This is a genomic window from Halobacteriovorax sp. XZX-3, from assembly GCF_043196495.1.
Lineage (GTDB): Bacteria > Bdellovibrionota > Bacteriovoracia > Bacteriovoracales > Bacteriovoracaceae > Halobacteriovorax_A.
In genome coordinates, this window is the sequence record NZ_JBEBMO010000002.1 from 921785 (window position 1) to 942665 (window position 20881).

General features: G+C 36.2%; 22 protein-coding genes. 8 read left to right on the forward strand and 14 right to left on the reverse strand.

The features are described 5' to 3' along the window. Window positions 1-64: 64 nt before the first annotated feature. Window positions 65-529 carry a hypothetical protein gene (locus tag ABMA70_RS15010; protein ID WP_392992413.1) on the reverse strand — a complete coding sequence of 155 codons (465 nt, stop codon included), beginning with the start codon at window positions 527-529 and terminating at the stop codon, window positions 65-67. A gap of 114 nt (window positions 530-643) precedes the next feature. Between ABMA70_RS15010 and ABMA70_RS15015 the strand changes: the two genes are divergently transcribed. Further along, on the forward strand, window positions 644-2575 hold the full coding sequence (locus ABMA70_RS15015; RefSeq protein ID WP_392992412.1) for a hypothetical protein: 1932 nt from the start codon (window positions 644-646) through the stop codon (window positions 2573-2575). Continuing rightward, on the forward strand, window positions 2575-3009 hold the full coding sequence (dtd, locus tag ABMA70_RS15020) for a D-aminoacyl-tRNA deacylase (RefSeq protein ID WP_392992410.1): 435 nt from the start codon (window positions 2575-2577) through the stop codon (window positions 3007-3009). The genes ABMA70_RS15015 and dtd overlap by 1 nt, the downstream gene beginning before the upstream one ends. Here dtd and ABMA70_RS15025 read toward each other — a convergent pair whose 3' ends face one another. Continuing rightward, window positions 3010-3231 carry a hypothetical protein gene (locus tag ABMA70_RS15025; RefSeq protein ID WP_103219125.1) on the reverse strand — a complete coding sequence of 74 codons (222 nt, stop codon included), beginning with the start codon at window positions 3229-3231 and terminating at the stop codon, window positions 3010-3012. It lies immediately after the preceding gene. A gap of 223 nt (window positions 3232-3454) precedes the next feature. On the opposite strand from ABMA70_RS15025, the gene ABMA70_RS15030 reads away from it, so the two are divergent. Next, a complete protein-coding gene (locus ABMA70_RS15030; RefSeq protein ID WP_392992408.1) occupies window positions 3455-4024 on the forward strand; it encodes a hypothetical protein in 570 nt (189 codons plus the stop codon). A 49-nt stretch (window positions 4025-4073) separates the two neighbouring features. Here ABMA70_RS15030 and ABMA70_RS15035 read toward each other — a convergent pair whose 3' ends face one another. Together ABMA70_RS15035 and ABMA70_RS15040 are read right to left on the reverse strand one after the other, a co-directional pair. Beyond that, window positions 4074-4490 (reverse strand): TM2 domain-containing protein, encoded by a 417-nt coding sequence (locus tag ABMA70_RS15035; protein ID WP_103219127.1) that lies wholly within the window; start codon window positions 4488-4490, stop codon window positions 4074-4076. Next, window positions 4490-4834, reverse strand: a complete 345-nt coding sequence (locus tag ABMA70_RS15040) for a hypothetical protein (RefSeq protein ID WP_103219128.1) — start codon at window positions 4832-4834, stop codon at window positions 4490-4492. Before ABMA70_RS15040 ends, ABMA70_RS15035 begins: the two co-directional genes overlap by 1 nt. Window positions 4835-4903: 69 nt before the next feature. Between ABMA70_RS15040 and ABMA70_RS15045 the strand changes: the two genes are divergently transcribed. Then, on the forward strand, window positions 4904-5206 hold the full coding sequence (locus ABMA70_RS15045; RefSeq protein ID WP_103219129.1) for a hypothetical protein: 303 nt from the start codon (window positions 4904-4906) through the stop codon (window positions 5204-5206). A 3-nt stretch (window positions 5207-5209) separates the two neighbouring features. Next, window positions 5210-5764 carry an adenylyltransferase/cytidyltransferase family protein gene (locus tag ABMA70_RS15050; RefSeq protein ID WP_392992406.1) on the forward strand — a complete coding sequence of 185 codons (555 nt, stop codon included), beginning with the start codon at window positions 5210-5212 and terminating at the stop codon, window positions 5762-5764. Window positions 5765-5866: 102 nt separating this feature from the next. Here the strand turns inward: ABMA70_RS15050 and rpsD are convergent, their stop codons facing one another. The 3 genes from rpsD to ABMA70_RS15065 form a co-directional block, all read right to left on the reverse strand. Next, window positions 5867-6499: a 30S ribosomal protein S4 gene (gene rpsD, locus ABMA70_RS15055; protein WP_103219131.1), complete on the reverse strand. Its 633-nt coding sequence runs from the start codon at window positions 6497-6499 to the stop codon at window positions 5867-5869. 183 nt (window positions 6500-6682) lie between these two features. Then, window positions 6683-7543, reverse strand: a complete 861-nt coding sequence (locus ABMA70_RS15060) for an aminotransferase class IV (RefSeq protein ID WP_103219132.1) — start codon at window positions 7541-7543, stop codon at window positions 6683-6685. Continuing rightward, the gene (locus ABMA70_RS15065) at window positions 7540-8049 is read right to left on the reverse strand and encodes a rhodanese-like domain-containing protein (RefSeq protein ID WP_103219133.1); all 510 of its coding nucleotides are present in this window, start codon (window positions 8047-8049) and stop codon (window positions 7540-7542) included. Before ABMA70_RS15065 ends, ABMA70_RS15060 begins: the two co-directional genes overlap by 4 nt. Window positions 8050-8153: 104 nt before the next feature. Here ABMA70_RS15065 and ABMA70_RS15070 point away from each other — a divergent pair, with 104 nt between their 5' ends. Beyond that, the gene (locus ABMA70_RS15070; protein WP_392992404.1) at window positions 8154-9467 is read left to right on the forward strand and encodes a CFI-box-CTERM domain-containing protein; all 1314 of its coding nucleotides are present in this window, start codon (window positions 8154-8156) and stop codon (window positions 9465-9467) included. Continuing rightward, window positions 9439-9804, forward strand: a complete 366-nt coding sequence (locus ABMA70_RS15075; RefSeq protein WP_392992403.1) for a response regulator — start codon at window positions 9439-9441, stop codon at window positions 9802-9804. Before ABMA70_RS15070 ends, ABMA70_RS15075 begins: the two co-directional genes overlap by 29 nt. Before the next feature lie 35 nt (window positions 9805-9839). On the opposite strand, the gene ABMA70_RS15080 is transcribed toward ABMA70_RS15075, so the two are convergent. The 6 genes from ABMA70_RS15080 to ABMA70_RS15105 all read right to left on the reverse strand — a co-directional run bounded on the left by ABMA70_RS15080 (window position 9840) and on the right by ABMA70_RS15105 (window position 17025). Continuing rightward, a complete protein-coding gene (locus tag ABMA70_RS15080) occupies window positions 9840-10853 on the reverse strand; it encodes a diiron oxygenase (RefSeq protein ID WP_392992401.1) in 1014 nt (337 codons plus the stop codon). 11 nt (window positions 10854-10864) lie between these two features. After that, on the reverse strand, window positions 10865-11122 hold the full coding sequence (locus tag ABMA70_RS15085; protein ID WP_103219138.1) for an acyl carrier protein: 258 nt from the start codon (window positions 11120-11122) through the stop codon (window positions 10865-10867). A 4-nt stretch (window positions 11123-11126) separates the two neighbouring features. After that, a complete protein-coding gene (locus ABMA70_RS15090) occupies window positions 11127-12743 on the reverse strand; it encodes an AMP-binding protein (RefSeq protein WP_103219139.1) in 1617 nt (538 codons plus the stop codon). Further along, window positions 12736-15081 carry a phosphotransferase gene (locus tag ABMA70_RS15095; protein ID WP_392992398.1) on the reverse strand — a complete coding sequence of 782 codons (2346 nt, stop codon included), beginning with the start codon at window positions 15079-15081 and terminating at the stop codon, window positions 12736-12738. The genes ABMA70_RS15090 and ABMA70_RS15095 overlap by 8 nt, the downstream gene beginning before the upstream one ends. A gap of 104 nt (window positions 15082-15185) precedes the next feature. Further along, window positions 15186-16100 (reverse strand): hypothetical protein, encoded by a 915-nt coding sequence (locus ABMA70_RS15100; protein WP_392992396.1) that lies wholly within the window; start codon window positions 16098-16100, stop codon window positions 15186-15188. Next, entirely contained in the window at window positions 16090-17025 is a 936-nt protein-coding gene (locus tag ABMA70_RS15105; RefSeq protein WP_103219142.1) for a hypothetical protein, read from the reverse strand. The genes ABMA70_RS15100 and ABMA70_RS15105 overlap by 11 nt, the downstream gene beginning before the upstream one ends. A gap of 63 nt (window positions 17026-17088) precedes the next feature. On the opposite strand from ABMA70_RS15105, the gene ABMA70_RS15110 reads away from it, so the two are divergent. Beyond that, entirely contained in the window at window positions 17089-18126 is a 1038-nt protein-coding gene (locus ABMA70_RS15110) for a DUF3419 family protein (protein ID WP_392992394.1), read from the forward strand. A gap of 36 nt (window positions 18127-18162) precedes the next feature. Here the strand turns inward: ABMA70_RS15110 and ABMA70_RS15115 are convergent, their stop codons facing one another. Continuing rightward, window positions 18163-20838: a PEP/pyruvate-binding domain-containing protein gene (locus ABMA70_RS15115; protein WP_392992392.1), complete on the reverse strand. Its 2676-nt coding sequence runs from the start codon at window positions 20836-20838 to the stop codon at window positions 18163-18165. Between the last annotated feature and the right edge of the window lie 43 nt (window positions 20839-20881).

Sequence of the window (20881 nt, forward strand, 5' to 3'; positions counted from 1 at the left end):
TTAACTTAGCACAAAGAGGATAGTCTAGGAAGTTTTATCAGGCCCAATAAAAAGGGATTCGTCGCTACTTCGAAAAGAAGCGAATGATCTCTGCAAATGCACTTTTTGGTCCATTTACTGTATTCTTTAGATTGTTTTTATTGAGCTCACTTATAGCATGAGCGCTATGGGTAGTAGCGTTAAGAATACCAATCTTCGCCTCAATATCATCGAGGATTTTCTTTAGAAATGCTTCTTCTTTTGGGTCGAGCTCATCAGAGCGAAAGACAATATTTGCTAGGTGATGGAGTTGGCTTAAGTGAGCAGGGTAGTTTACTTTATGAATGAATTCATCTGGGCGATGTCTTTGAATCAGGTCTTCTTTTAGCTGAAGTCTATCTTTATCTTCAAGCTTGGCATTGTTGATAAAGTCTTGAATTAGAGTTTTTTCTTGTTCTGAAACAATATTATCGAGATGAGTCAGAGAAACTAGTGTTCTCCACATATTTAGGAAACTATCGTACTTCTTATCATCACTTAAACTATTCATTGAAATATCTTAGCACAAATGAAAAATCAGCTATTTAGGCATGACACTCTTTGCCTAGTGAACGCGAGACTATAAAGAAGGTATAATTTTTAGGACGGGCGGTAGTGTAAATTTATGAAAGTCGAAGATTACTCTAAGAAAATTACTCAAATGAATCAGGAGCAGCGAAAGCAGCTCAATCATATTCGTGAAGGCTATCAGTCCAATCTTCAAAATATTCAAGATAAGAATTCTCATAAAATCGATAATATTAAGCATGAGCACGCTAAGAAGCAGCAGGCCCTTATTGAGGATAATCAGCAAAAACTTGATGAAGCTGCAAAGAAGGCCAAGCTTGCTATGGCCAAGTCAAAAGAGTTCTTTCGCGAAAGAAATGAGCAAATTAGAGAAGACTTTCATAAGACTTCCACTGATCAAAAGTCTAAATTCGACGAAAAGCTTGCTACCTTAAAACAAGCTTATGCAGATACTATTGAACAAAGAGATACTACATACGAAAGTAGTTTAGAGTCACAAAATAAAAGATCACAAGAGCGAATTGCACTTAATCAAGACCGTTTCCAAGATACGATTAAGCAATTAAATGAGCACACGAGTGAATCAAATCAAAAGCTTAATGCTGACTTCGCTGCCCGTGAAAAAGCACAAGTAAGAAGAAATCGTGACCAATTAAATGAGCTTAAGTCACAATTTTCTCTAGAGAATCGTGACCTTAAAAATGCCGCTGACAAAAATCTTAGAAAAGTTGTCGATGAAGGCAAGAGACGTGAAGACTTCTTAGTTGCTTCTAAGAAAAATGCATTGGAAGAAGCAAACCAATCTTATCTTCGTCAAATTAATGAAAAGCAAGCAGGTGTTGATCAAATTGCTCGCGATCTTCATATGAAAACGCAAAAGTCTCTACAAGACCAAAGACTCAGTCACGAAAAAGAGGTCTCTGAGTTAATCAGAGATCAGGTTAGTAAAAGAGAAGATATCAAAGGTGATCATGATCTCGATATTGCTCGTTTCAAAAATTCTCAGTCGATGAGCCAAATGGAGCAAAAAGGTGTTGAAGATAAATTTCAACAAAAGATAGATCGCTTAAAAGAGCTTAACTCTCAAGTCATTAAAGATTTTGAGGATAAGTTAGTTGAAAAAGATAATGCAGTAACAAAAAGAGTTAAGGATCAGTCTCGTGAGCAACAGGCCCGTATGGCCGATTTCCAAAGTGAGACCAGAGCGAATGCTGATGAGATACAAGCTCGCTCTCAAAGACAGCATGAAATTAAAAAGGCCCAATATAATAGAAATATTTCTTATGAAAAAAAGGTTGCTGAAGACAATATTGTTCAAAAGGAAAATCAATTTCGTGAGTTGATGGATGGCCAGAGAAATCACTTTAGAAATAATCTTATTCGTACAGAAGAGAAGAATCTCGAAACAGTTAAGTCTTTGCAAGATTCATTTAGAGAAGAAAAAGAAGAGATCAATGCTCGAAATCACGAGATGTATGCAGATACACTAAAATCTCATCGCCAAGAAATGGATAAGAAAATCTCTGATATTCAGGCATCATATGAAAGTAAATTTCAAGTTCAAGAAGAGCACTTAAAGAAGTCAATTGCTGATGCTGAAGAAAAGCTATATATGCTGAGAACAACTTCAAAGAGAAAGCAACAGTCTGAAAGTGAATTCTTTCAAGAACAGTCTCGTATGCAAAGAAGCGAAATGAAGGAAAATTTGGATCATATTAAGGATCAGTATGAGAAACAATTCCAAGCGCTTCGTGACGACTTTAACACTCGCCTTAAAATGGTAAAAAGAGAAAATGAAGTAAAAACATCTCGTATGACCCATAATCATAATCTTGAAAAACAGAAGATGACAGCAGATCACAATACAGACATGAGAAGAAAACTTAATCTTGCTCAGAAAAAGCTAGAGAGACAAATGAGCGACTCGCAAAGACTTAGAGATCAACTTGTTTCAAGTTACGAAGAGAAGATTAAGAACCTTAAAAAACAATATGAATTAAAACAAATTGAAGAGTATAAGCAAGTTTAATGAAAGTAGTTATTCAACGAGTCTCTAGTTCTAATGTAAAAGTAAATAATAAAGTCGTGGCCCAGATATCTAAGGGCCTTCACTTACTAGTCTGTATTGAACATGACGACAACCGACAAACAATCCAAAAGGCCTGTGAGAAGATCCTTGCTTTAAGAATATTTGCAGACGAGCAAGGAAGAATGAATCGTTCTGTTGTGGATATTGAAGGAAGTATTCTTGCGGTTTCACAATTCACTCTTTCTTGGAATGGTAAGAAAGGTAATCGACCTAGCTTTGATGGAAGCGCCAAGCCTGAAGTTGCAAATAAATTATTTGATGAGTTTGTTGAGATACTAAAAAGCACTGTCCCTGTAGAGAAGGGAGTCTTTGGAGAAAGCATGGCCGTCGAAATACATAACGACGGGCCAGTAACTTTTCATATTGAATTTTAATTAAGCAGTAACTTTAGATTTAGATCCTTCTTTTTCTCTTTTCTCCATTCTAACTGCTGTTTTCCAAATTCCAGCAAAGATGAAGGCAAAGATCACAAAGAAAGTCATAACGTGAAGAACTTCAATCGTCAAAGAAGATGCAATATATGCTGTATCTCTAACTGGCTCTAGCATTTCACCTTTAGGAACAATAGACGTCTCGTAAACTTTAGTGTTTTCCATGGGGTCTCCGTTTAAGTAGTCGATATTGCGTCAATATTAAACAATTTAAGAAAATTGTCCAGTATTAACTTACTACAAATATGAAATAGAAAACATGTTCTTTATCAGTTTTTTGTTTAGTTTCGAAATAAGTATAAATTTCATAGCACTTATGCAAGTATGGACAATCCATTTTTTGTATTTTAAATACAATTTATTTTTATTTTCATCATATGGAGGGGATATGAGATTTTTTACATTTGCCTTATTACTAGGGCTATTAGTTGGTTGTAAGACTGAATTTAAAGGTACTCTAGCAGTTGACTCTGCTGTAGAGCTTAAGTCTAAAGATGATAGTATTTCACTTACTCAAGGTGAGTACAAAGCTAAGCTGAAGTTTATCGGTAAGAGAAAGCTTAAGATTCAAGTTGCTGGTGAAAAGCTAACTGTTAAATTCGATGAGAAGTTTAAGCTTCCAAGTAATGGAGAGTTTACACTTGATAAGGCCGACACAACTCTAAATTATGATCTTCATGGAACGATCACAACTGATATCGAGCGTGGACCAATTCGCCACCGTGATGAATTCTGTGAAATTACTATTCCTGAAGTTGTTTGTAGCAGTAGAAGAAGACAGTGTACGACAGTATATCGTCGCTACCCAGGTCGTCGTTTTGTTGAGTACCGTGATGACATTATTTCTAAAGTATTTAGAATTGATGTTGCAGATGCTGGTCAAACTTACTCGACTTTTGATGCAACTTCTAGAGACTACGACCGTGTTTACCTTTATCAAGGACGTTGTGGTTTTTAATTAAATCAAAATTAACTAAATGAAAAGGCCCTCTGTGTGAGGGCCTTTTTTATGCTATACCTTTGTTGATATCGTCGATTTGCTCATTAAGTGTCCAAAAGTCATAAAGAACGCCAAAGAGGAAGAAGCCACCCGTTAGAAGATAGAGTATCCCCATAAGAATCTTTCCTTGATAAAACTTATGAAATCCAAAGACACCTAGAAATGTTAGAAGAATCCAAGCGATATTATAATCAAGGACGCCCTCATAATAGCGATTATCACATTCTTCATCCATAGAAGGAATTAGAAAGATATCTACTAGCCAGCCAAGCCCTAAAAGGCCTAGTGTTAGCATCCAGATCGTTCCTGAGATAGGCTTACCATAGTAGAAGCGATGAGCTCCCATAAATCCAAAAAGCCACAATAGATATCCCATGACTTTACTGTGAGAGTTATTAGGGAGAATTCCTTGTTGTTGATTCATTATTTATACTCCTTTAGACCCCATGGAGGTGCTTTGCGCTCACTTAAAAGAAGCTCAAAGGCATCTTCTATTTTTTCAAAAATTTCCTTGGCCTCAAAGAAATCCTCTAGCTCTTCCATTTGCTCTTCTTCATCAAGAGACAGGGGGATACCAGTGATAAAGTAGTTAAGCTCTTGACCTTCATACTTAGCATTTATCGTTAATGTATGAAATTTCATTTCATTATTTTGGTACTTCGTAAGCTTTGTACCAGATAGAAATAAATGGTATTTATCATTTGTGTCTGGGCCGATTTCAGTAGTGAAAAAATACTCAATATCGTTAAATTCGCAAGAGAACTTCATATTTTGCTCGTTGGTTTATTAGATTTAAATTTAAGTTACACTAATATTATACTAGACTTGGAGATATATGTGAAAGTTGATTATTTAATGAACTCAAATGGAGATAACGTGAGCGAAGAAAATAAGTCGAAAGACAGGAAAGAGCCTCGTCGCATTCTAGTTTCAAGTGATAAAAAAACTCTTAACCTTGCTGATAAAGATATCTTAATTGTGGCCTCAAAACTTAAGAAATATATTAAGGATAAGCATGGCCTAAATACTTCTGCAAATGTCATGGAAATTTTGTCTGATATCATTAGAGTAAAATGCGATTCTGCGGCCGAGCGTGCAAAGCAAAGCGGAAGAAAGACACTTCAAGAAAAAGATTTTTAAGTAATGTCCAAATTAGATGAAATAGCCAATAGTGTAGAGCTTTATTCTTCTGAGACCAAGTCGACAGTTACATTGTTTGGAGGAAGTTTTCATCCATTTCATCAAGGGCATCTTGAGTGTCTAAATCAATGTAGTGAGTTTGAAGACAATATTATCATTGTCTTAGACTACAGCCCTTGGAAGTCCAATGAACAAGAGGATCCGTATGGAGAGTATCTAAAGATCAAAGATGCCACAGGAGCTAGATTTCCTATCTATACGGGCTTTTGGGCCCAGAAGCTTAGAAGACCCACATATGAGTGGCTGCAAGAGGTTAAATACCCAAATATTAATTGGTTGATGGGTGATGATACATTTGGCTCATTTTTAAAATGGTATGAAGTTGAAAAAGTATGTCAGCTGCTTTCAAAAATCTATGTTGTGCCTCGTGATGAGAAAATGGATGAGTATAGGGAAGTCGAAGCTAAGATAAAAGTGTTTAATTCAAAGCTTGAGGTGATCTATCTTAAGCCTCATGAGTATCAAGAGCTAAGTTCGACAGCGATTCGGAATAAGTAGTCTTTATGCAGTTCGTGTCGACTTCGGCTCCTGCCTCTCGTCGACATACCGTCCATCCTGGACATAAAAAAAGGCTCCGTAAGGAGCCTTCTTTTATTTCTATTACTTAACTTTCCAGTAGTACTCAATAACTAGCTGAGAGTTGAATTCAAATGGTACATCTGATTCAAGAGGAGCAGCAACCATAGTTGCTTTCTTCTTATCTGTACCTTCAACATTGTAACAAGCTGGAACTGCTGCGAAACGTGGAGTTTCTTGAGTTTGCTTGTAAAGTTGGTTGTTATAACCTTTCTCAGTTAGAGAGATAACATCACCTTGGCCAACGATGAAAGATGAACGGTCAACTTTCTTTCCGTTAACTAGGATTTGTCCGTGAGAAACCATTTGAGAAGCTGCCATCATTGATGGTGCAAATCCAAGTCTGAAAACTACGTTGTTCAGTCTTGACTCAAGGTTAGATAGAAGTACTTCCATCCATGGCTTACCAGCAGTGTTCTTCTTAGCTTGCTTAACGTAAGTAACAAGTTGCTTTTCTCTTAGACCGTAGTGGAATACTAGTTTTTGTTTTTCTTTTAGACGAACGGCGTAGTCAGAAATTTTCTTTCTTTTGTTACCGTGTACACCTGGTCCGTATGGACGACGTGCTAATGCACCAGCTTTACCAAGACCTGGAAGTTCAACACCTAGTGCTCTTTGGATTTTAAAGCGTGATCTCGCTGTAGTACTCTTTGCCATTGTTGGCTCCTTTTGAATAAAAAAGACTTTAGGGACAAGGAAAAGTTACATCACATCTCAAAGGCTAACGCCTTAGGCCCATCAATCTTACTTAATATTTTCGGATGTAACTGAAGCTTTATAGCGAACAATGGCCACTATTGTCAATGGGAAAGGATGTAAATATTAGATATTATATAAGTTTCAGAGTTCAGACTTAAAGATATCAAGCACTTGTATAGTTTTACTTCCAGGTTTTCCATTTCCGATCGTTGTATCGTCAACTTTTACAATTGGAACAAGGTATTTTGTTGATGATGTAAGAAAGCATTCGTCAGCTTCTTTTAGCTCACTTCCCGTGAAGTTTACCTCTTCAAATGGGATGCCTTGTTCGCCAAGAATACGAATAACATTTTCTCTGGTAATACCTTTAAGAAGTCCAGCTGCAATAGGGGGCGTTTTAAAAATACCATCTTTTACTATCCAGATATTACTCGTTGTACATTCTGTGACATTGCCATCTTGGTTAAGCATGATGGCATCAAAGTAGCCTGCTTCTTTGGCCTCGTTATATGCAAGGATATTATTAAGATAGTTTCCAGATTTGATATTTGGGTCCATCGACTTGACTGGATTTCTAAGAGTTGAAGCGATAATTACCTCAACACCATCTTCATACCAAGTGCTAGGATTTTCAGGAAGCTCTTTACCGATGATAATGACATTTTGATTACTGGCCGCTTGCGGGTCAAGAGTAATTTCTCCCTCTCCTCGTGTGACAATTAATCGTATATAGCACCTGTCATGACCAGCTTCGTGCAGCTTCTTTGCAACGTCTACAATGCGCTTTTCATACTCAGTAAAGTTGAGTTGAAGATGCATGTGCATCTTTAAAGCAGAGTTTTGTAAGCGTTCAAGGTGCTCTTTTAGAAAACCAATTTTACCATTTCTAACTTCCGTTACTTCGTAGACAGAGTCGCCGTAGAGGAAGCCGCGATCAAGTACAGATATTTTTGCATCTTCTTCTCGCTCTAGAATTTGGCCATTGATACTTATTACTTTCATGGGAGAATTGCTTTGTATCCTTCTGGGATGATATTCCAGGCGTCATTCTCGAAGCGAATTTCTTTTGTTTCCTTACCCATTAGATAAATTTTCTGGCCACATTGTAGCCACTCGAGGATTCCACCAAATAAATTTGTAAACTTTGTATTAGGATTAGTTTTAGAGAGCTCGAGTATTGCCTTCGTTGAACGAGTTCCAATTGTAGAGTAGACGACAACTTCTTTGCCTTGAAGTTGAGGATAGACTTCATGAAGCTTCGATAAAGGAATTGCGCGTTCAATGTGAGAAACTTCAAATTGATAAATATCTCGTGCATCTACAATTACGAGGCGATTATCTTTTAAACGTAAGCGTCTTTTTAGGTAGTCACAGTCGATATTTTCAACGCTTGGGTACTTCTTAGAAAGGGCGGTTGCCATACTGCCAATAACTTTTCTCTGATCCTTGATTCCATCAGTTCCGATACAAGAAGTTAGCAGAAGTATTGAGAGAACAATATATTTCATAATTTGATCCAAACCTTTGTCATTTAAACAACTTAACTATTTTGATTATCATGCCAAATCTTTAATTATTTGACCATGAATAAAACTTAACCCATAATTTTACTATGCAGAAATTATTTAAAATCTTCATTTTTCTTTACCTTACAATCACTAGTGCTTACGGTGCGTCTCTGAGTCTGGATGACAAAACTGAGCCAATCTTCTACTTGAGAAATTCTACAGGTGAGAACTTAAATGAGCTTTTTTATAATTTGGGTGGGGATGGTTCCACTCCTGAAGCCGCAATTACTCTTTATGTTCCCCTAAGCCTTGGGACGGGAACTCAAGATTTTGCTTATTATACTGCAGACTCTGGGGGGCTAAGCCCAAACTTGGCAGATGAAACATCTGAGTTAGGTGGTCTCTACTTACAAGATGTTGACTCACTTGCTTACACTAATGAAGAGCTTTACGTTGCATTAAAAGATAACGACAATTCAAATCCTGCTTTTCGTATTGTTACTCAAATACCAAGCTCTCAAGTTGAAGCTCCTTTTGTAAGTTTTGCAGATATCTGTTCAACGAGTGAGCTAAATTGTGCTGGTATTACAGACTCTATCGCTTCTATTAAAGACAGTGTTGAATTAGTGTTATTCTTTATGCCTAATGATACTGATTACAGCTCAAATGAAGAAGTAGAGATTCCGGATGCTGTTGGTAGAGCAATCTACTTTAAGCTTGTTATTAGTGCAGCAGCTACTGATATTAGAACTCGTGCAACACTTAACATTATTGGTACATATGCAGGGGATCAGACTGCTGTTATTGAGTACACCGGTGATCATGGTGGTAATGGTGCCTATATTTCTCGAATGGCCCTTTACGTGCAAAGTGGCGGTGGAGTTGTAACGAGAAATATTAATGATATTAGAATTGTTGAAGATCAATCAAATGAAGGTAATGTAAAGGTAACTAACCTTACTAATAATACTACCTACAGTTCGGCAATTTCATATCTTGATCATTTTGGCTATATTGGTCCAGGGAGTGTGAGTAATGCTGATTTGGCCACGCAAACTGGAAATTATCAACCGAAGCCAATTGAAAAGCTTTTGTCGCAAAATCAGTGCTATCTCGTGACTGCAGGCTTTCAAAGAGATCATTATGTCTTAAATTACTTTCGTGTCATTCGCGATGAGTACTTGATAAAGACGACGCTAGGGGCAGCATTTGTTGATTTTTACTATAGCAGTGCGCCATTTTTTGTTGAAACGATCTTAAATAACAAGGCCTTGGCCTCGATGGTTAAGAGATATAGTTTCTCAATGTATTTTGTTTTACAAAATATCCTGTTTATAATAGGATGCATGACTATAATTACGTTGTTAACGTTTAGAAGAGAATTAACATATGCCGTACAAAGTTTTAATCGTCGATGACGAACCAGATATTCTAGAACTATTGGCCGAAGAGCTTGAGTTTGAAGGTTATGAGACAGAGTGCGCCAACTCTGGAAATAGCGCTGTAAAGCTTATCAATAGTGGAAAAACATTTGATGCCATTATTTCTGACTATAAAATGCCAGATGGTAATGGAAAGGTTGTCCTTGATTGCACAAATAGCAATGATAGCCAAAAAGAAAAAGTTTTCTACTTTGTTTCAGGTCAAGCTGATATTTCTTTGAAAGAAGCTATGAAGGAAGGGGTGACTCGTTTCTTTTATAAGCCTTTTGATTTAGATGAATTACTAACAAGCTTAAAAAGAGATTTACAATAAAAAAAGGGACCATTTGCGGTCCCTTTTTTATTTGGCTAGTTTAGAATTGTCGAATGCGTACCACGTACATATCGATTTTTTCCGATGTGATCTTCTTTGCTTTCTTCAAGCAGTAGATCCCAAAAACCATCCATCTCATTATATTTGGCCAGTAGCTCATAAGTACGGCCAAGCCCCTGTCTCGAAAAGGCACTTCGTTGAAATTCTACATTTGTACGAAGTGACTCAAATTCATTCTTTAACTGATTTACTGTCTCTTGTGAAAGATCGCTGAACTCTTCTTGCATTAGCTCTAGAATTCTTCCTGCAAGTCTCTTTGGACCAAAGTATGACGAAATGAATTTCACAAAAACGCTGGCATTAATCTTTCTAAGAATAGGATTTGCTTTGTCATAAAAAGCTGCAAGGAAACACTCATCAATTTGCTGATGTCTTACTTCATCAAGCATATGATAGTAGTGGCATTGCCAAAAGTTCCAGTCCACTTCACCGGCCTTAAGGGCCTTATTGTATTTCTTAGAAATATCTAATGTTCTCTCTTCAAAGAATAGGGCAATCCAAATCCACCATAGAAAGATATTTGGAAATGTCGTAACAACCTTCATGATAAAGTTTTGAACTGGGCCAAGTTTAAAAATACGAAGAGGACTCTCTTTCGAATAGTTTTCTGGCTCTGCCTTCATGAGCATTCTAAGAAAGATTTCACCGTGCTTATCTTCTTCTTCCATAAAGTGATCAATGGCCTCAGTCATTTGAGGATTAAGCTTATAGATTCTTTTACAGCTTTTAAGTGCCGGATTTAGAAGAACATTTTCAAACCAAATAAATTGCTCACAAATAGAGAGTCCAATTAATTGATTGAATCTAAGTTTTTGTGCTTCAGTAAGCAGATCATAACTAGGTAAGTAAGAGATAGTGACCATTTCTTCTGGTGTCCACTTGAGATTCTTATCGATTGGTTTAGACCAATCAAGTGCATCAACAGTGAAAGCACGCTCTACAGATTGCTTATTAAGTTTTTCTAATTTGCTAATAAGTCTTGTTTCCATCTTAGCTCCAATTATGAAAGTACTTGTCTCAGTTCTTCGTTATGATTTTTTTCTAAGTAATTAATTAGATCTTGAGTTGTTTGACACTGTAAAAAAATTGTTACAGGTAGTTCTTCAAAATCTTCCTTAAGACGCCCAATAAATGACATGGCATCATAAGAATCAAGCCCAAGAGTGATAAAGCTAGTCTCTAAAGTCAGTGTGATCTCTTTTTCATCACTAACTTCAGCAATTGCTTCATTCAAATATTTTAAAATTTGCTCTTTCATCTATTTATCCCAATTTCTCTTTAATTAAGAAATTAAACTTAAATTTATTTTTTATGTAGCGAGATACTATAAGATTAAATCGATAATTTTTCTCGATTTTTGTAATTTCTCCGGCCATGTATCTTTTTTGGGCATTTTGGCGTTTTACTTTCCCACTAGTTGTCTTTTTAAGAGTTAGCTCTGGCACTATTGAAATATTGTCTTCTGTGAGTGCTAATTTTGATTTTAGAGCATTTGCCACGTCTTCTTTGACTTTGTTACGGGCCTCTTTTGACTTCTCATTTAGCTCAATGATGAGGTGAGGTTTCTCGCTCTTATCTGTTTGAATTGAAAAAGCAACCATACGCCCAAGCTTTACCGCAGGTACCTTTGCGGCCATAAACTCGATGTCATTTGCAAAGATATTAACACCATTGCAGATTAAGAGATCTTTACTTCGTCCTGTTACGTAGAGCCTACCTTCTTCATCTAAGAAGCCTAGGTCTCCTGTGTTTAGCCATCCATCTTCGAGATGAGTTTCTCTACCATAATAGTTAGTCGATACTGATGGCCCTTTTATATAGATTTCACCAACACCTTGGTGTTGATTTCTAATCTCAAGCTGAGTCGGTGCTAGAACTTTTCCACAAGAAATAAACTCTTCATCTTTAATCGTGACTGTCTCAAACTGTGTACCAACCTCATGAAAAGTTACTGCAAGAGTCGCTTCTGCTAGTCCATAAACTGGCATAATGGCATTAGTATTGAAGCCATATTTTTCAAAACGATTGCTAAAGGCCTTTAAAACATTGGCCTTAATTGGCTCAGCTCCACATTGAGCAAAGCGTATATGAGAAAGATCAAGACCTTCTAACTTCTTTTCTGGGATTTTAGTTGCACAAACATAATATGCTGAATTTGGGATACAAAGTGCACTACACTTTGTTTCTGAAACAAGGTGAAGCCATTTATGAGGCGCAATAACATAGTCTTGAGTACGAATAATATGACATTCAAGATTCTTTAAAAGAGCAGTGAGCAGACTTCCTATCAGCCCCATATCATGGTGAAGAGGTAGCCATGTACAAATAGAGTCAGAATCACTCAATTTGATCCCTTGATTAATTTGATCATTATTTGCAAGTAGATTGCTATGGCTTATCACAACTCCTTTTGGTGCAGAAGTTGATCCTGAAGAAAATTGAATAAAACAAGTTTCACTGCTTTCAGGATTTGCAAATTGTGTTGCCATCTCAGCGTCATTAAATTTTGCTATATTGGTAAAGCCCTCTGGAGAGTTCTTTGCTGCGATATACTTTGTTTGTGCCGCAGATGCGAATTGGAATAGTAATTCTTGGTAATCATCTTTTAACATTAAGGCACTTGATGCCATTGGTACAGGTACGTTACCTGATAGGATGATACCAAAGAAGTAAGTCACAAAGTTTTCTTCATTTTCAAATGAAAGAATTATATTTTTTTTAGTAATATCATTTGCCTTAATTTTAGAAGCAATGACACGGGCCTTCTCCATAAGCTCATTTATAGAAAGTGAGCTAGCAAGCTTAAAGTTCTTGTAAAAGAAGAGAACCTTCTTTTCTTGATCTTTATTTGAAAGTAGCTTGTCGATGAGATTACGCATTCAGCTGACCTTCTAGGTATGAGATGATCTCAAGTGTTTTATTGAAGATATGTGGCATGAACTCATATTCATTTACACTGTGGCCTACATAGTAGAATAGAACTCGGTTAAGTAGATATTCATTTGCACAAGATAACATATTTTCTAGTTTTTCTTGCTTAGATAGTTCAAGCCCATCTTTTGAGAAGTAATAATCTATATCATTCGCAATTTCACCACTTGGTGTTGTAAAGCTCATGAATTCCACAAGGTCTCTATATGGAGAGTTGTAGCGAGATAGTTCCCAGTCATAGAAGCATGGGCGACCATTTTTAAAACAAATATTTCTTGGATTAAAGTCGTTGTGAGTAAGTGTCTTTGGACCTTCGTTGATGATCTTTGACCATTGTTCAAAAGTACTTAGAACTTCTTCTAACTTTTCCTCTGTCTTTGCACTGATGTAGTTTTGTGCACGAATATAAGTGATAATTGATTTCGTTAAGTCTTTATCAATATTTACTTTTCCAAGGTTAAGAGACGACTCAGAAACTTCTTGTGAATTTGCAAAGTTCTGATGAATCTTAGATATAGCATCAAAAATTAATTCACGAGTTGAGCTTATCCATAATTCTAAACATCCTTGAGTGTTCATTAACTCAATTTGAGAAAAGTTTAAATTTTCTAAAAGAAGAAGGTATGCTTCTTTCTGAGCATTTATATATGTTCCATGAAGCTCTGGCATATAGCGAGAGAAGTCCTTTGAAACCATACGGTATGCCTCAATTTCTCTAATATGACATTTCGTAAATTCATTATTGTGAATTGTTTTAATGAATTTTCTTCTGATATCACTATCCGCAAAACCTGCAATGGCCGCAAAACCTGCAATTACGTCAGTATCAAGGGGTTTTGACTTCAGAATTATTTTATCTTCTTTGTTGATCTCTAGTGATGTAAAACCAAGAGATTTGTTTACCACTCTTGAAGTAGCTTCAGTGATAATTCCATTTTCAATATTAATCTTGTGGTCGTGTTCAATTGACTCACTTTCTTTCACTAAAGTTGACTGATCAGTGAAGTTTTCATTGATAAATTCTTTTGTGATATCTTTCGTTTTAAGCTGATCTTTCGGATTATTTCTACCAAGCTTGTCGTGTGCATAAGCAAACTGTCCACCACAGATGGCCGACATTGTTGAAAGCTCAAGAGATAGCGCCGCTCCAGCTATAATTTTTGCAAACCTTTCGACCTTTCCTGCTCCTGCACAACCGATCGACTTTAAGCAGTCTTTATAGTGACCAAGTCCTGTTCCACCTCCAACAGTTCCAATAACTAGTGAAGGTAGAGTTAAGCTTACGTATAAACCTTTTTCGTGTTTTTCAAAATTTAGAACAGCTGTTGATGACTCATGAATACAAGCAAGGTCTTGTCCTGTTGAAGCAAAAATGGCCGCAACAGCGTTGGCAACGTTTACGTTATATCCTGTCATTCCTTCAAGGCGAGTAATAGGTAGTGATCTTAAGTAGAGATTGATGAGATCAGTACTTGATGTTTTCAGAATACGCTTTAATACTTTTTCTGGTACTACACATTCTGCAGTTACATATGTTCCACGAGTCTGCATTGCAGAACCAACAGAAACTTTCTTATCACTTGAACCATTTCCTTCTAAGAAGAATTCAACGAGTTTAATTTTTGAAGTTAAAAGCTCTTCTTTGATCCAAAGACATGATTGCCACGTACAAACAGTTGTCATGTTTTGTCCGGAAGCGTCGGCACACTCATAGATAAATTTCGCGTGAACATTGCGACCGATAAGAACTGGCTTGATCTTTTTTAGATCTGCAAAGTTTGAATACTTTTTAGTAATACTTTTAATCGTATCGAAGTTATCTTCTAGCCATGAGATAAATTCATCAGCATGGTCAATATCATCAAATGTGAAAACAGGAGCACGGTACATACGCTTTCTTAAAACCTTGGCCTTGAAGCCACCACTTAAAGAAACAGCAAGTGCACCACGAGTGATCGAAGAAACTAGAGCGCCCTCTGAGGTTGCAATTGGAATATATAAATCTTCCTTTTCACCTTTCTCATTAATTTTTAATGGCCCACAAATTCCCATTGGAATTGAAATACTTCCAGCATAAGACTCGATATTACCTTTGAGGTTTAATCCATCTAGGTCTGTTATTTGAATTGAGTCGAGATTTTCCCCACACTGGGCCTCTAAAATCGCAATACGATTTAGCCTTGCCGCTTCAGAGTAGTCAAAACGAGATGGGGCCGAAAGCTTCTGCTTTACGACTTTTGCTTCCTGCTCAGAAGCTGAATTTGTGCTAATTTCATTGATCTTCATAGTTCAAATATAGCTTATAAAGATGAACGAGAACGTTTGATTGAAAATTGTACTATGGCCGTCTACACAGTAGACGGCAGTTTTGCATCAGTAAAATCAATGAGTTAGAGGGCGAAAAGTTGATAGTAGCGAGTTTTCTGCGAAATATCTTTCGCAAATAGTGAGGGAAGGTTCCCGTCTCGCATCAAGCATAGATAAGCTTGCTCATAATGAGATCTTACTTGGGGGATAATTTCCTTAAGTAGGTAAATGAAGCTTAGCCCCATGTAACGATGATCTGGATGGACTCCCATAGTCTTAATTAAGAGCCTCTTTATTTTTGTTGCTGTGGGATCCACAAAATTTAGGATGATCCCAATAATTGAATTGTCTGCTTTTGAAATTAGAGCACGTGAGGTATGAGGACAAATAAGGCCAGCCGCTTGTTGGCCATACTTAAGTTTGAATGTTTCAAATGAAATTGGTGAGTAGGCGATATTCTCTCCAAAAACTTGATCAGCACTTTGGTAAAATCGTTCAAGGTTATCAAGCCAAAATTGTCCATCAATTACTTTTAGGTCATAATTTTCAGTCATTGGTGAATCATCAATTTCATCAAATTGCTCAGACCATTTTAAGAGCTTATCAAAATCATTAATTTCATAAGTTACATAACTCTCAAAGATCTCACCATGAGACTTCAATAATTCGTACAACTCTTTGTCGTAAGGGGGCTCCATTAAGTGATGAGGTAGATCTTCATTCTGTTTTAAGCGGTAGCTATTATATGTAGAAAGATTTAATGGCCCAACCATCTTTTCGCTTCCATACTTTTGACGATAATCTTTGGCGGCCTCAATAAAGCTTTGTGATAGCTTCCCATTACAAAAACCAAAGTACGCTTGCTTATCAATAAGAAAGAAAATTGCTGAAGCATCGCCATCAACAAATTGTTCAATACTTGAGATTGCTTCGTTATCTTTAAAAAGAAGGAACTCTTGTTTTTGCTCTTGGGTAAGTCGGTCTAAATTAATTTGCATAAACACCTACAATAAGAGCGATATAAAGTAGGAGAGCGAAGAGTCCGAATGACTTTTCATTCTTCTTACGTCCTTCAAGACTTGGTTTTTTTAAATATTTAAAAAGTGTCGATTGAGCAGCTGCAAAACCTGCGATACCCATTGCTGCTAAAATTGATCGTAGATTCGGCATTAGTGGGATGAGATAAAGAAAACATCCAAGAGTTATCATATTCATTAATGTGATAATGAGAACGCTTCCACCTGTGCCATAAATCTTTGTATATGAATCAAGTGTTTCAGTCTCTTCTTCAGGGCCACGAGTCTTTCTTGTAAATTCATATGAGAAACCTGATGCAAAAGACATGGCAAGAATAAGATAAACATAGAATTCAAATGTAGGAACCTGCCATTTTGCCGACATAATCCAAATAATAATAAGAGGAGAAACGAGCATGTGGCTAATTGAATAAAGCGTTAAGCGCTTTTCTAGCCATGTACCAATAAAGAACTCCTTGGCCATAAGTATGGACCACAGATAAACAGCGCCGTAGCAAATAAGCGTTAAATAATTATTTGAAATTAAAGCAGAATAAATTAATCCAATAATAGTAAAAACTGCAGCAATAATATCTAGGTGCCAAAGTTTAATGAGGCCTCTTTGGAGCGCACGCTCTGGGTGATTAATACAGTCAACTTTGAAATCTTTATGTTCATCAAATACTCTTAAGACAAAGTAGTGTCCGACTACAGCAACTGCCCCTAGGATATCTAATGGTGTAAAATCTAATGCTTTATCTTGTAAGAATAGAGCAAGGCGACTCATGACAAAGAAAGTTATTAGACCGGAGATGACATTGGCCATTGGGAAGCGCTCGTTTGACCAAGCTAAATATCTCTTAATAAATGAATCTTCTATTGTAATATGACTTATATCTTTGCTCATACATCCTCATCTGAATTTATTTTCTTTGTACCATTATATAATGAAAACAACTATAATTGTGACATGGCAAAATATTTTACTGACAAATTAAATTACTCACTAGCAAATGAAGATATTGCGATGGAGTCAAAAGTTTGTGAAAAACTTTCTCCTAAAAAAATTGGCTCTATTTGTGGTGCAGGACCAAGAGGGTTATACCTTATTACAAATACTGACTCAAAGTTAGACCTCTTTGATGTATCGGGCCTTCAGATTGAATGGGCAAGAGCGTATGAGAAGGCGATTCTTGCACTTGAAGAAGTGGATTATTTAAGAGCATACCATGATGATTCCGCGATTTTAAAAACAGTTGGTGCTAATGTTGGACTTAATGATTATTTTGAGGCCAATGAAATTGCGGCACTTGCCGGATCATGGGAAAAAACATTTATTACCTTTTCAAAGCTTTGTCGTAAAATTTTAGGACATCGTATTATTGAGGCCCTTAGAAATTGTAAAACAATTCAAGAGCAATTAAATATAATGGATACAGTAAGCTTTAAGGTTAAGTGGACAGTTGTTTTATCAATTGTAGGAAACAAGGCCTTAATGAACTCTCTCTTGTATCGAGGTGACTTCATTAGAAAGAATATCCCAGAAAGTTATGTGAAATTTTATCGAAACCGATTTGCTCGTTTATTTAAAAACAATCTGATTAAAGATAACTTTTTCTTAAGCCTGTGCTTTTTTGGTGAAGTTACTTTGACAAATACACCCCTTCGTTGTCGAAATTATTCTAAGCTTAAAGAGTGCATAGAGACAACGCAAGTTAATTATCATATTGGTGATGTGGTTGCGGAGCTTGAAAGTGGTAAGTATCAATTTGATTACTTTTCTTACTCAGATGTTCCTAGTTACTTTGATGATAAACTAGGTAAGGATTTTATTAAGAAGGCAAGGCCATCAATTGCTATTGGTGGAGTTATTTGTGTCCGTTATTATCTACGTGTCCATACGCCGGAACTAGAAGGCTTTGAAGATATCACAGCTGAATTTAAAGATCTTATAAAGAAAGAAAAGGTCGGAGTTTACGACATAAGATTTTATAAAAGAGTTTCATAAAGAAAAGGCCTCTAATGAGGCCTTTGTTATTCTTTGTTATTCTTGGTTTTCTTGTAATAAGTTGATTAGACCTTTTTCACAGTCCATTTCAATCTCTTGTCCATTTTCTACAATTTTTGTAATTCCTGGAACTCCGACGATTGTAGGAATCTTAAGTTCTCTAGCAATAACTGCTGAGTGAGAAAGTGTCGATCCCTTTTCTACAAGTAGTCCTTTGATTGACGGAAATAATGGTGCCCATCCTGGATCAGTTCTTACTGTACATAGAATCTTGTCATTAACATCAATTCCATCATCCGGCTTAAAGAGTAGGGCAACCTCTCCTGTGATGTGACCTGGGTAACATCCTATACCTTTTAATGCACCATCATGATCAAGATTTGTATTGCCTTCATAGATAAATTTATTTCCTGCGTGAACGAAGCCAAATGTCTTAAAGTGATGACCAGGTTCCTCATCTTCATATGAATCGTACTCAGACTTTCTTAAGCTTATTAGTTCTTTTAGATTTGTCTGAACAATACGCCCATCTTTTAGTTCTTCAATTTCACTAAGAGTTAAAAAGAAAATATCATCTGGTGTACTGATTAGATTGAAGTTTGCTAATTGATTTCCCATTTCACGGTAAATTTGACGTGAGATACCAAAAGATTTTGTTCTAAGAAGTCTTGTGTTTTCACGATAACGAATGGCCTTTCTAAGTTTTGCCAGATCTTTATAAAAACGTTTTCTTCCAAAAATTGAAAGCTTTTTCTTAACTATTGGCTCAATTTTTTCTTCTTCAGACTCTCTAAGTTCAAGCTCATTTGCAATGAAGCTTTCATAACTTAGGCTTTCTTTAATCACGTAATTTTTTAGAATATTGATGAGAAAGTCTGGGCTTTCTCTCAGTGATAAGCTTTCAAGCTTAAGCTCACCAATTGTGCGATCACCATAGTTTTCGATATAATCTTGGCATAAATCAAAAATGGCCTTATTGTTGATGTAGAAGAAGTCCATAACTTTTGAATTTTCTAGTTTTAGGAATTGATCCTTAAGATTTTGATCGCATTTCTTAATTTCATCACTTATTTTTAAAAGTTCTTTAGTCGGTTGAGTACTGGCAATATCATGTTCTCCTGATAATAAATTTCCAAGAGTGATATCTGCATTTTCAACACCAAGCTTATCCATCCAGCGATACATCTTTCCATTCATCATCATAACGTAGAAGTCATTTATAAGTGGAGCGTGCCATTTACTCGTGATTTTCTGATCGAGCTCTTCAGTTAGATCATAGAGTTGAGTAAGATTAAGTCTATTGAGTTTGGTGAAATCAATGTCATTATAAACTTTATAAAAATCAGACATAAAGTCGGCAACAACTTTATCTATTTTTGAGAAATACCAAAGAAGACTACCAAAGGTTTTTATCAGACCTGGTAACATTCTTAATCTCTCACATAAAGGTAGGTCTTTATCTTCAATAAAGTCGACAGGGTCTGTAATCCCCATCATTTTCTCCATATCTCCTTTAGATTGTTTAAAGGACGGAAGCAAAAGGAGCCCCTTATACCAAGATTGAATATTGTAGAATACTCGACCTTCAATAAGAGCGATCATATTCTTATGTCTTTTTTCGTGCTTTTTTAACTCTTCTTCACTTAGCCCAGTTAAGCCTAGTAGTTGATGATAGACCTTGTAGTACATCTTTGAGGCATAAGAGAAAGTTAGGGGCGTTGTAACTCCATTGAATGACTCTTGGATATTTGAGTTATCAAAAACATTGGCGAAGTCTTCACGCTTATCCATTGGAAGAGATGTGATATCTCGTGTCTGGACAATATAGATATTTCCATTTTGAAAACAAAATTCTATATCTTGAGGCTTCTTCTTTAATGCAAGAATATTTAGGGCAAGCTTATTTAACTCAATGATTTCTGCGTGAGTTAAGACACTTGAATTGATATCATTTCCTGTAACTTCAACTTTCTTTGTTGTTTTGTTTTCGTAGTCAGCAATTATCTTAAAGTCTTTTTCTCTAATTTCATCTCTAATGATACCAAGGTCATTGATTGTGTATTCATCAGTATTGCATTCACCACTTACAACACCTTCTCCTTGACCGTAGTTTGCTGAAATAAGCATCTCGTCTCTGTATCCATTAATTGGATTGGCCGTAAAGAGAACACCTGACTTCTCAGGATCAATCATTTCTTGAATGATGACGGCCATTTTAGGTGTCGATTGATGGATTTGATTTTTAAAGCGATATGTAAGGGCCGTTAGAGAGAAGTTGCTTTTAAAACAATTTCTAATGGCATCTTCTATTTTATCTTTTCCTTGAACATAGAGAAAAGACTCTAATTGTCCAGCGAAAGAGAAGTGACTACCATCCTCATCAGCAGCTGAGCTTCTAATAGCATAGTGAATATTAGGATTAATTCTCTCCATAACTTCATCAATAATGGAAATTTCACACTTATCAATTTCAGCATGAATTTTTGCGATTAGTTCTTTTAAATCATCAATAAATTGAAGTTGTGTGTAGCTTACAATGAGTTGCTTTAATACCTCATTTTGGTCAACTAATGTTTGAAAGTAATCACTAGTGATACAAAACCAATCTGGTGTATTAACACGACACTTTTCAAGCTTAGCAAGGTTATAGGCCTTACCACCAACTTGTGTTTTTGTTGTAAGAAGAGAATCAAATTTACTTAATAGATACATTTACTACCTAACATTACAAATTATATTATTTTCATTTAATATT

Bases quoted from the DNA above. Each gene is read 5' to 3' on its own strand.
- ABMA70_RS15060 (WP_103219132.1), bottom strand. From the start codon at position 7,543: ATGAAAGTAATAAGTATCAATGGCCAAATTCTAGAGCGAGAAGAAGAT.
- ABMA70_RS15015 (WP_392992412.1), top strand. From the start codon at position 644: ATGAAAGTCGAAGATTACTCTAAGAAAATTACTCAAATGAATCAGGAG.
- ABMA70_RS15065 (WP_103219133.1), bottom strand. From the start codon at position 8,049: ATGAAATATATTGTTCTCTCAATACTTCTGCTAACTTCTTGTATCGGA.
- ABMA70_RS15075 (WP_392992403.1), top strand. From the start codon at position 9,439: ATGCCGTACAAAGTTTTAATCGTCGATGACGAACCAGATATTCTAGAA.
- ABMA70_RS15085 (WP_103219138.1), bottom strand. From the start codon at position 11,122: ATGAAAGAGCAAATTTTAAAATATTTGAATGAAGCAATTGCTGAAGTT.
- ABMA70_RS15050 (WP_392992406.1), top strand. From the start codon at position 5,210: ATGTCCAAATTAGATGAAATAGCCAATAGTGTAGAGCTTTATTCTTCT.
- ABMA70_RS15010 (WP_392992413.1), bottom strand. From the start codon at position 529: ATGAATAGTTTAAGTGATGATAAGAAGTACGATAGTTTCCTAAATATG.
- ABMA70_RS15070 (WP_392992404.1), top strand. From the start codon at position 8,154: ATGCAGAAATTATTTAAAATCTTCATTTTTCTTTACCTTACAATCACT.
- ABMA70_RS15095 (WP_392992398.1), bottom strand. From the start codon at position 15,081: ATGAAGATCAATGAAATTAGCACAAATTCAGCTTCTGAGCAGGAAGCA.
- ABMA70_RS15115 (WP_392992392.1), bottom strand. From the start codon at position 20,838: ATGTATCTATTAAGTAAATTTGATTCTCTTCTTACAACAAAAACACAA.
- ABMA70_RS15105 (WP_103219142.1), bottom strand. From the start codon at position 17,025: ATGAGCAAAGATATAAGTCATATTACAATAGAAGATTCATTTATTAAG.
- ABMA70_RS15030 (WP_392992408.1), top strand. From the start codon at position 3,455: ATGAGATTTTTTACATTTGCCTTATTACTAGGGCTATTAGTTGGTTGT.
- ABMA70_RS15090 (WP_103219139.1), bottom strand. From the start codon at position 12,743: ATGCGTAATCTCATCGACAAGCTACTTTCAAATAAAGATCAAGAAAAG.
- ABMA70_RS15080 (WP_392992401.1), bottom strand. From the start codon at position 10,853: ATGGAAACAAGACTTATTAGCAAATTAGAAAAACTTAATAAGCAATCT.
- ABMA70_RS15035 (WP_103219127.1), bottom strand. From the start codon at position 4,490: ATGAATCAACAACAAGGAATTCTCCCTAATAACTCTCACAGTAAAGTC.
- ABMA70_RS15110 (WP_392992394.1), top strand. From the start codon at position 17,089: ATGGCAAAATATTTTACTGACAAATTAAATTACTCACTAGCAAATGAA.
- ABMA70_RS15040 (WP_103219128.1), bottom strand. From the start codon at position 4,834: ATGAAGTTCTCTTGCGAATTTAACGATATTGAGTATTTTTTCACTACT.
- ABMA70_RS15100 (WP_392992396.1), bottom strand. From the start codon at position 16,100: ATGCAAATTAATTTAGACCGACTTACCCAAGAGCAAAAACAAGAGTTC.
- rpsD (WP_103219131.1), bottom strand. From the start codon at position 6,499: ATGGCAAAGAGTACTACAGCGAGATCACGCTTTAAAATCCAAAGAGCA.
- dtd (WP_392992410.1), top strand. From the start codon at position 2,575: ATGAAAGTAGTTATTCAACGAGTCTCTAGTTCTAATGTAAAAGTAAAT.
- ABMA70_RS15025 (WP_103219125.1), bottom strand. From the start codon at position 3,231: ATGGAAAACACTAAAGTTTACGAGACGTCTATTGTTCCTAAAGGTGAA.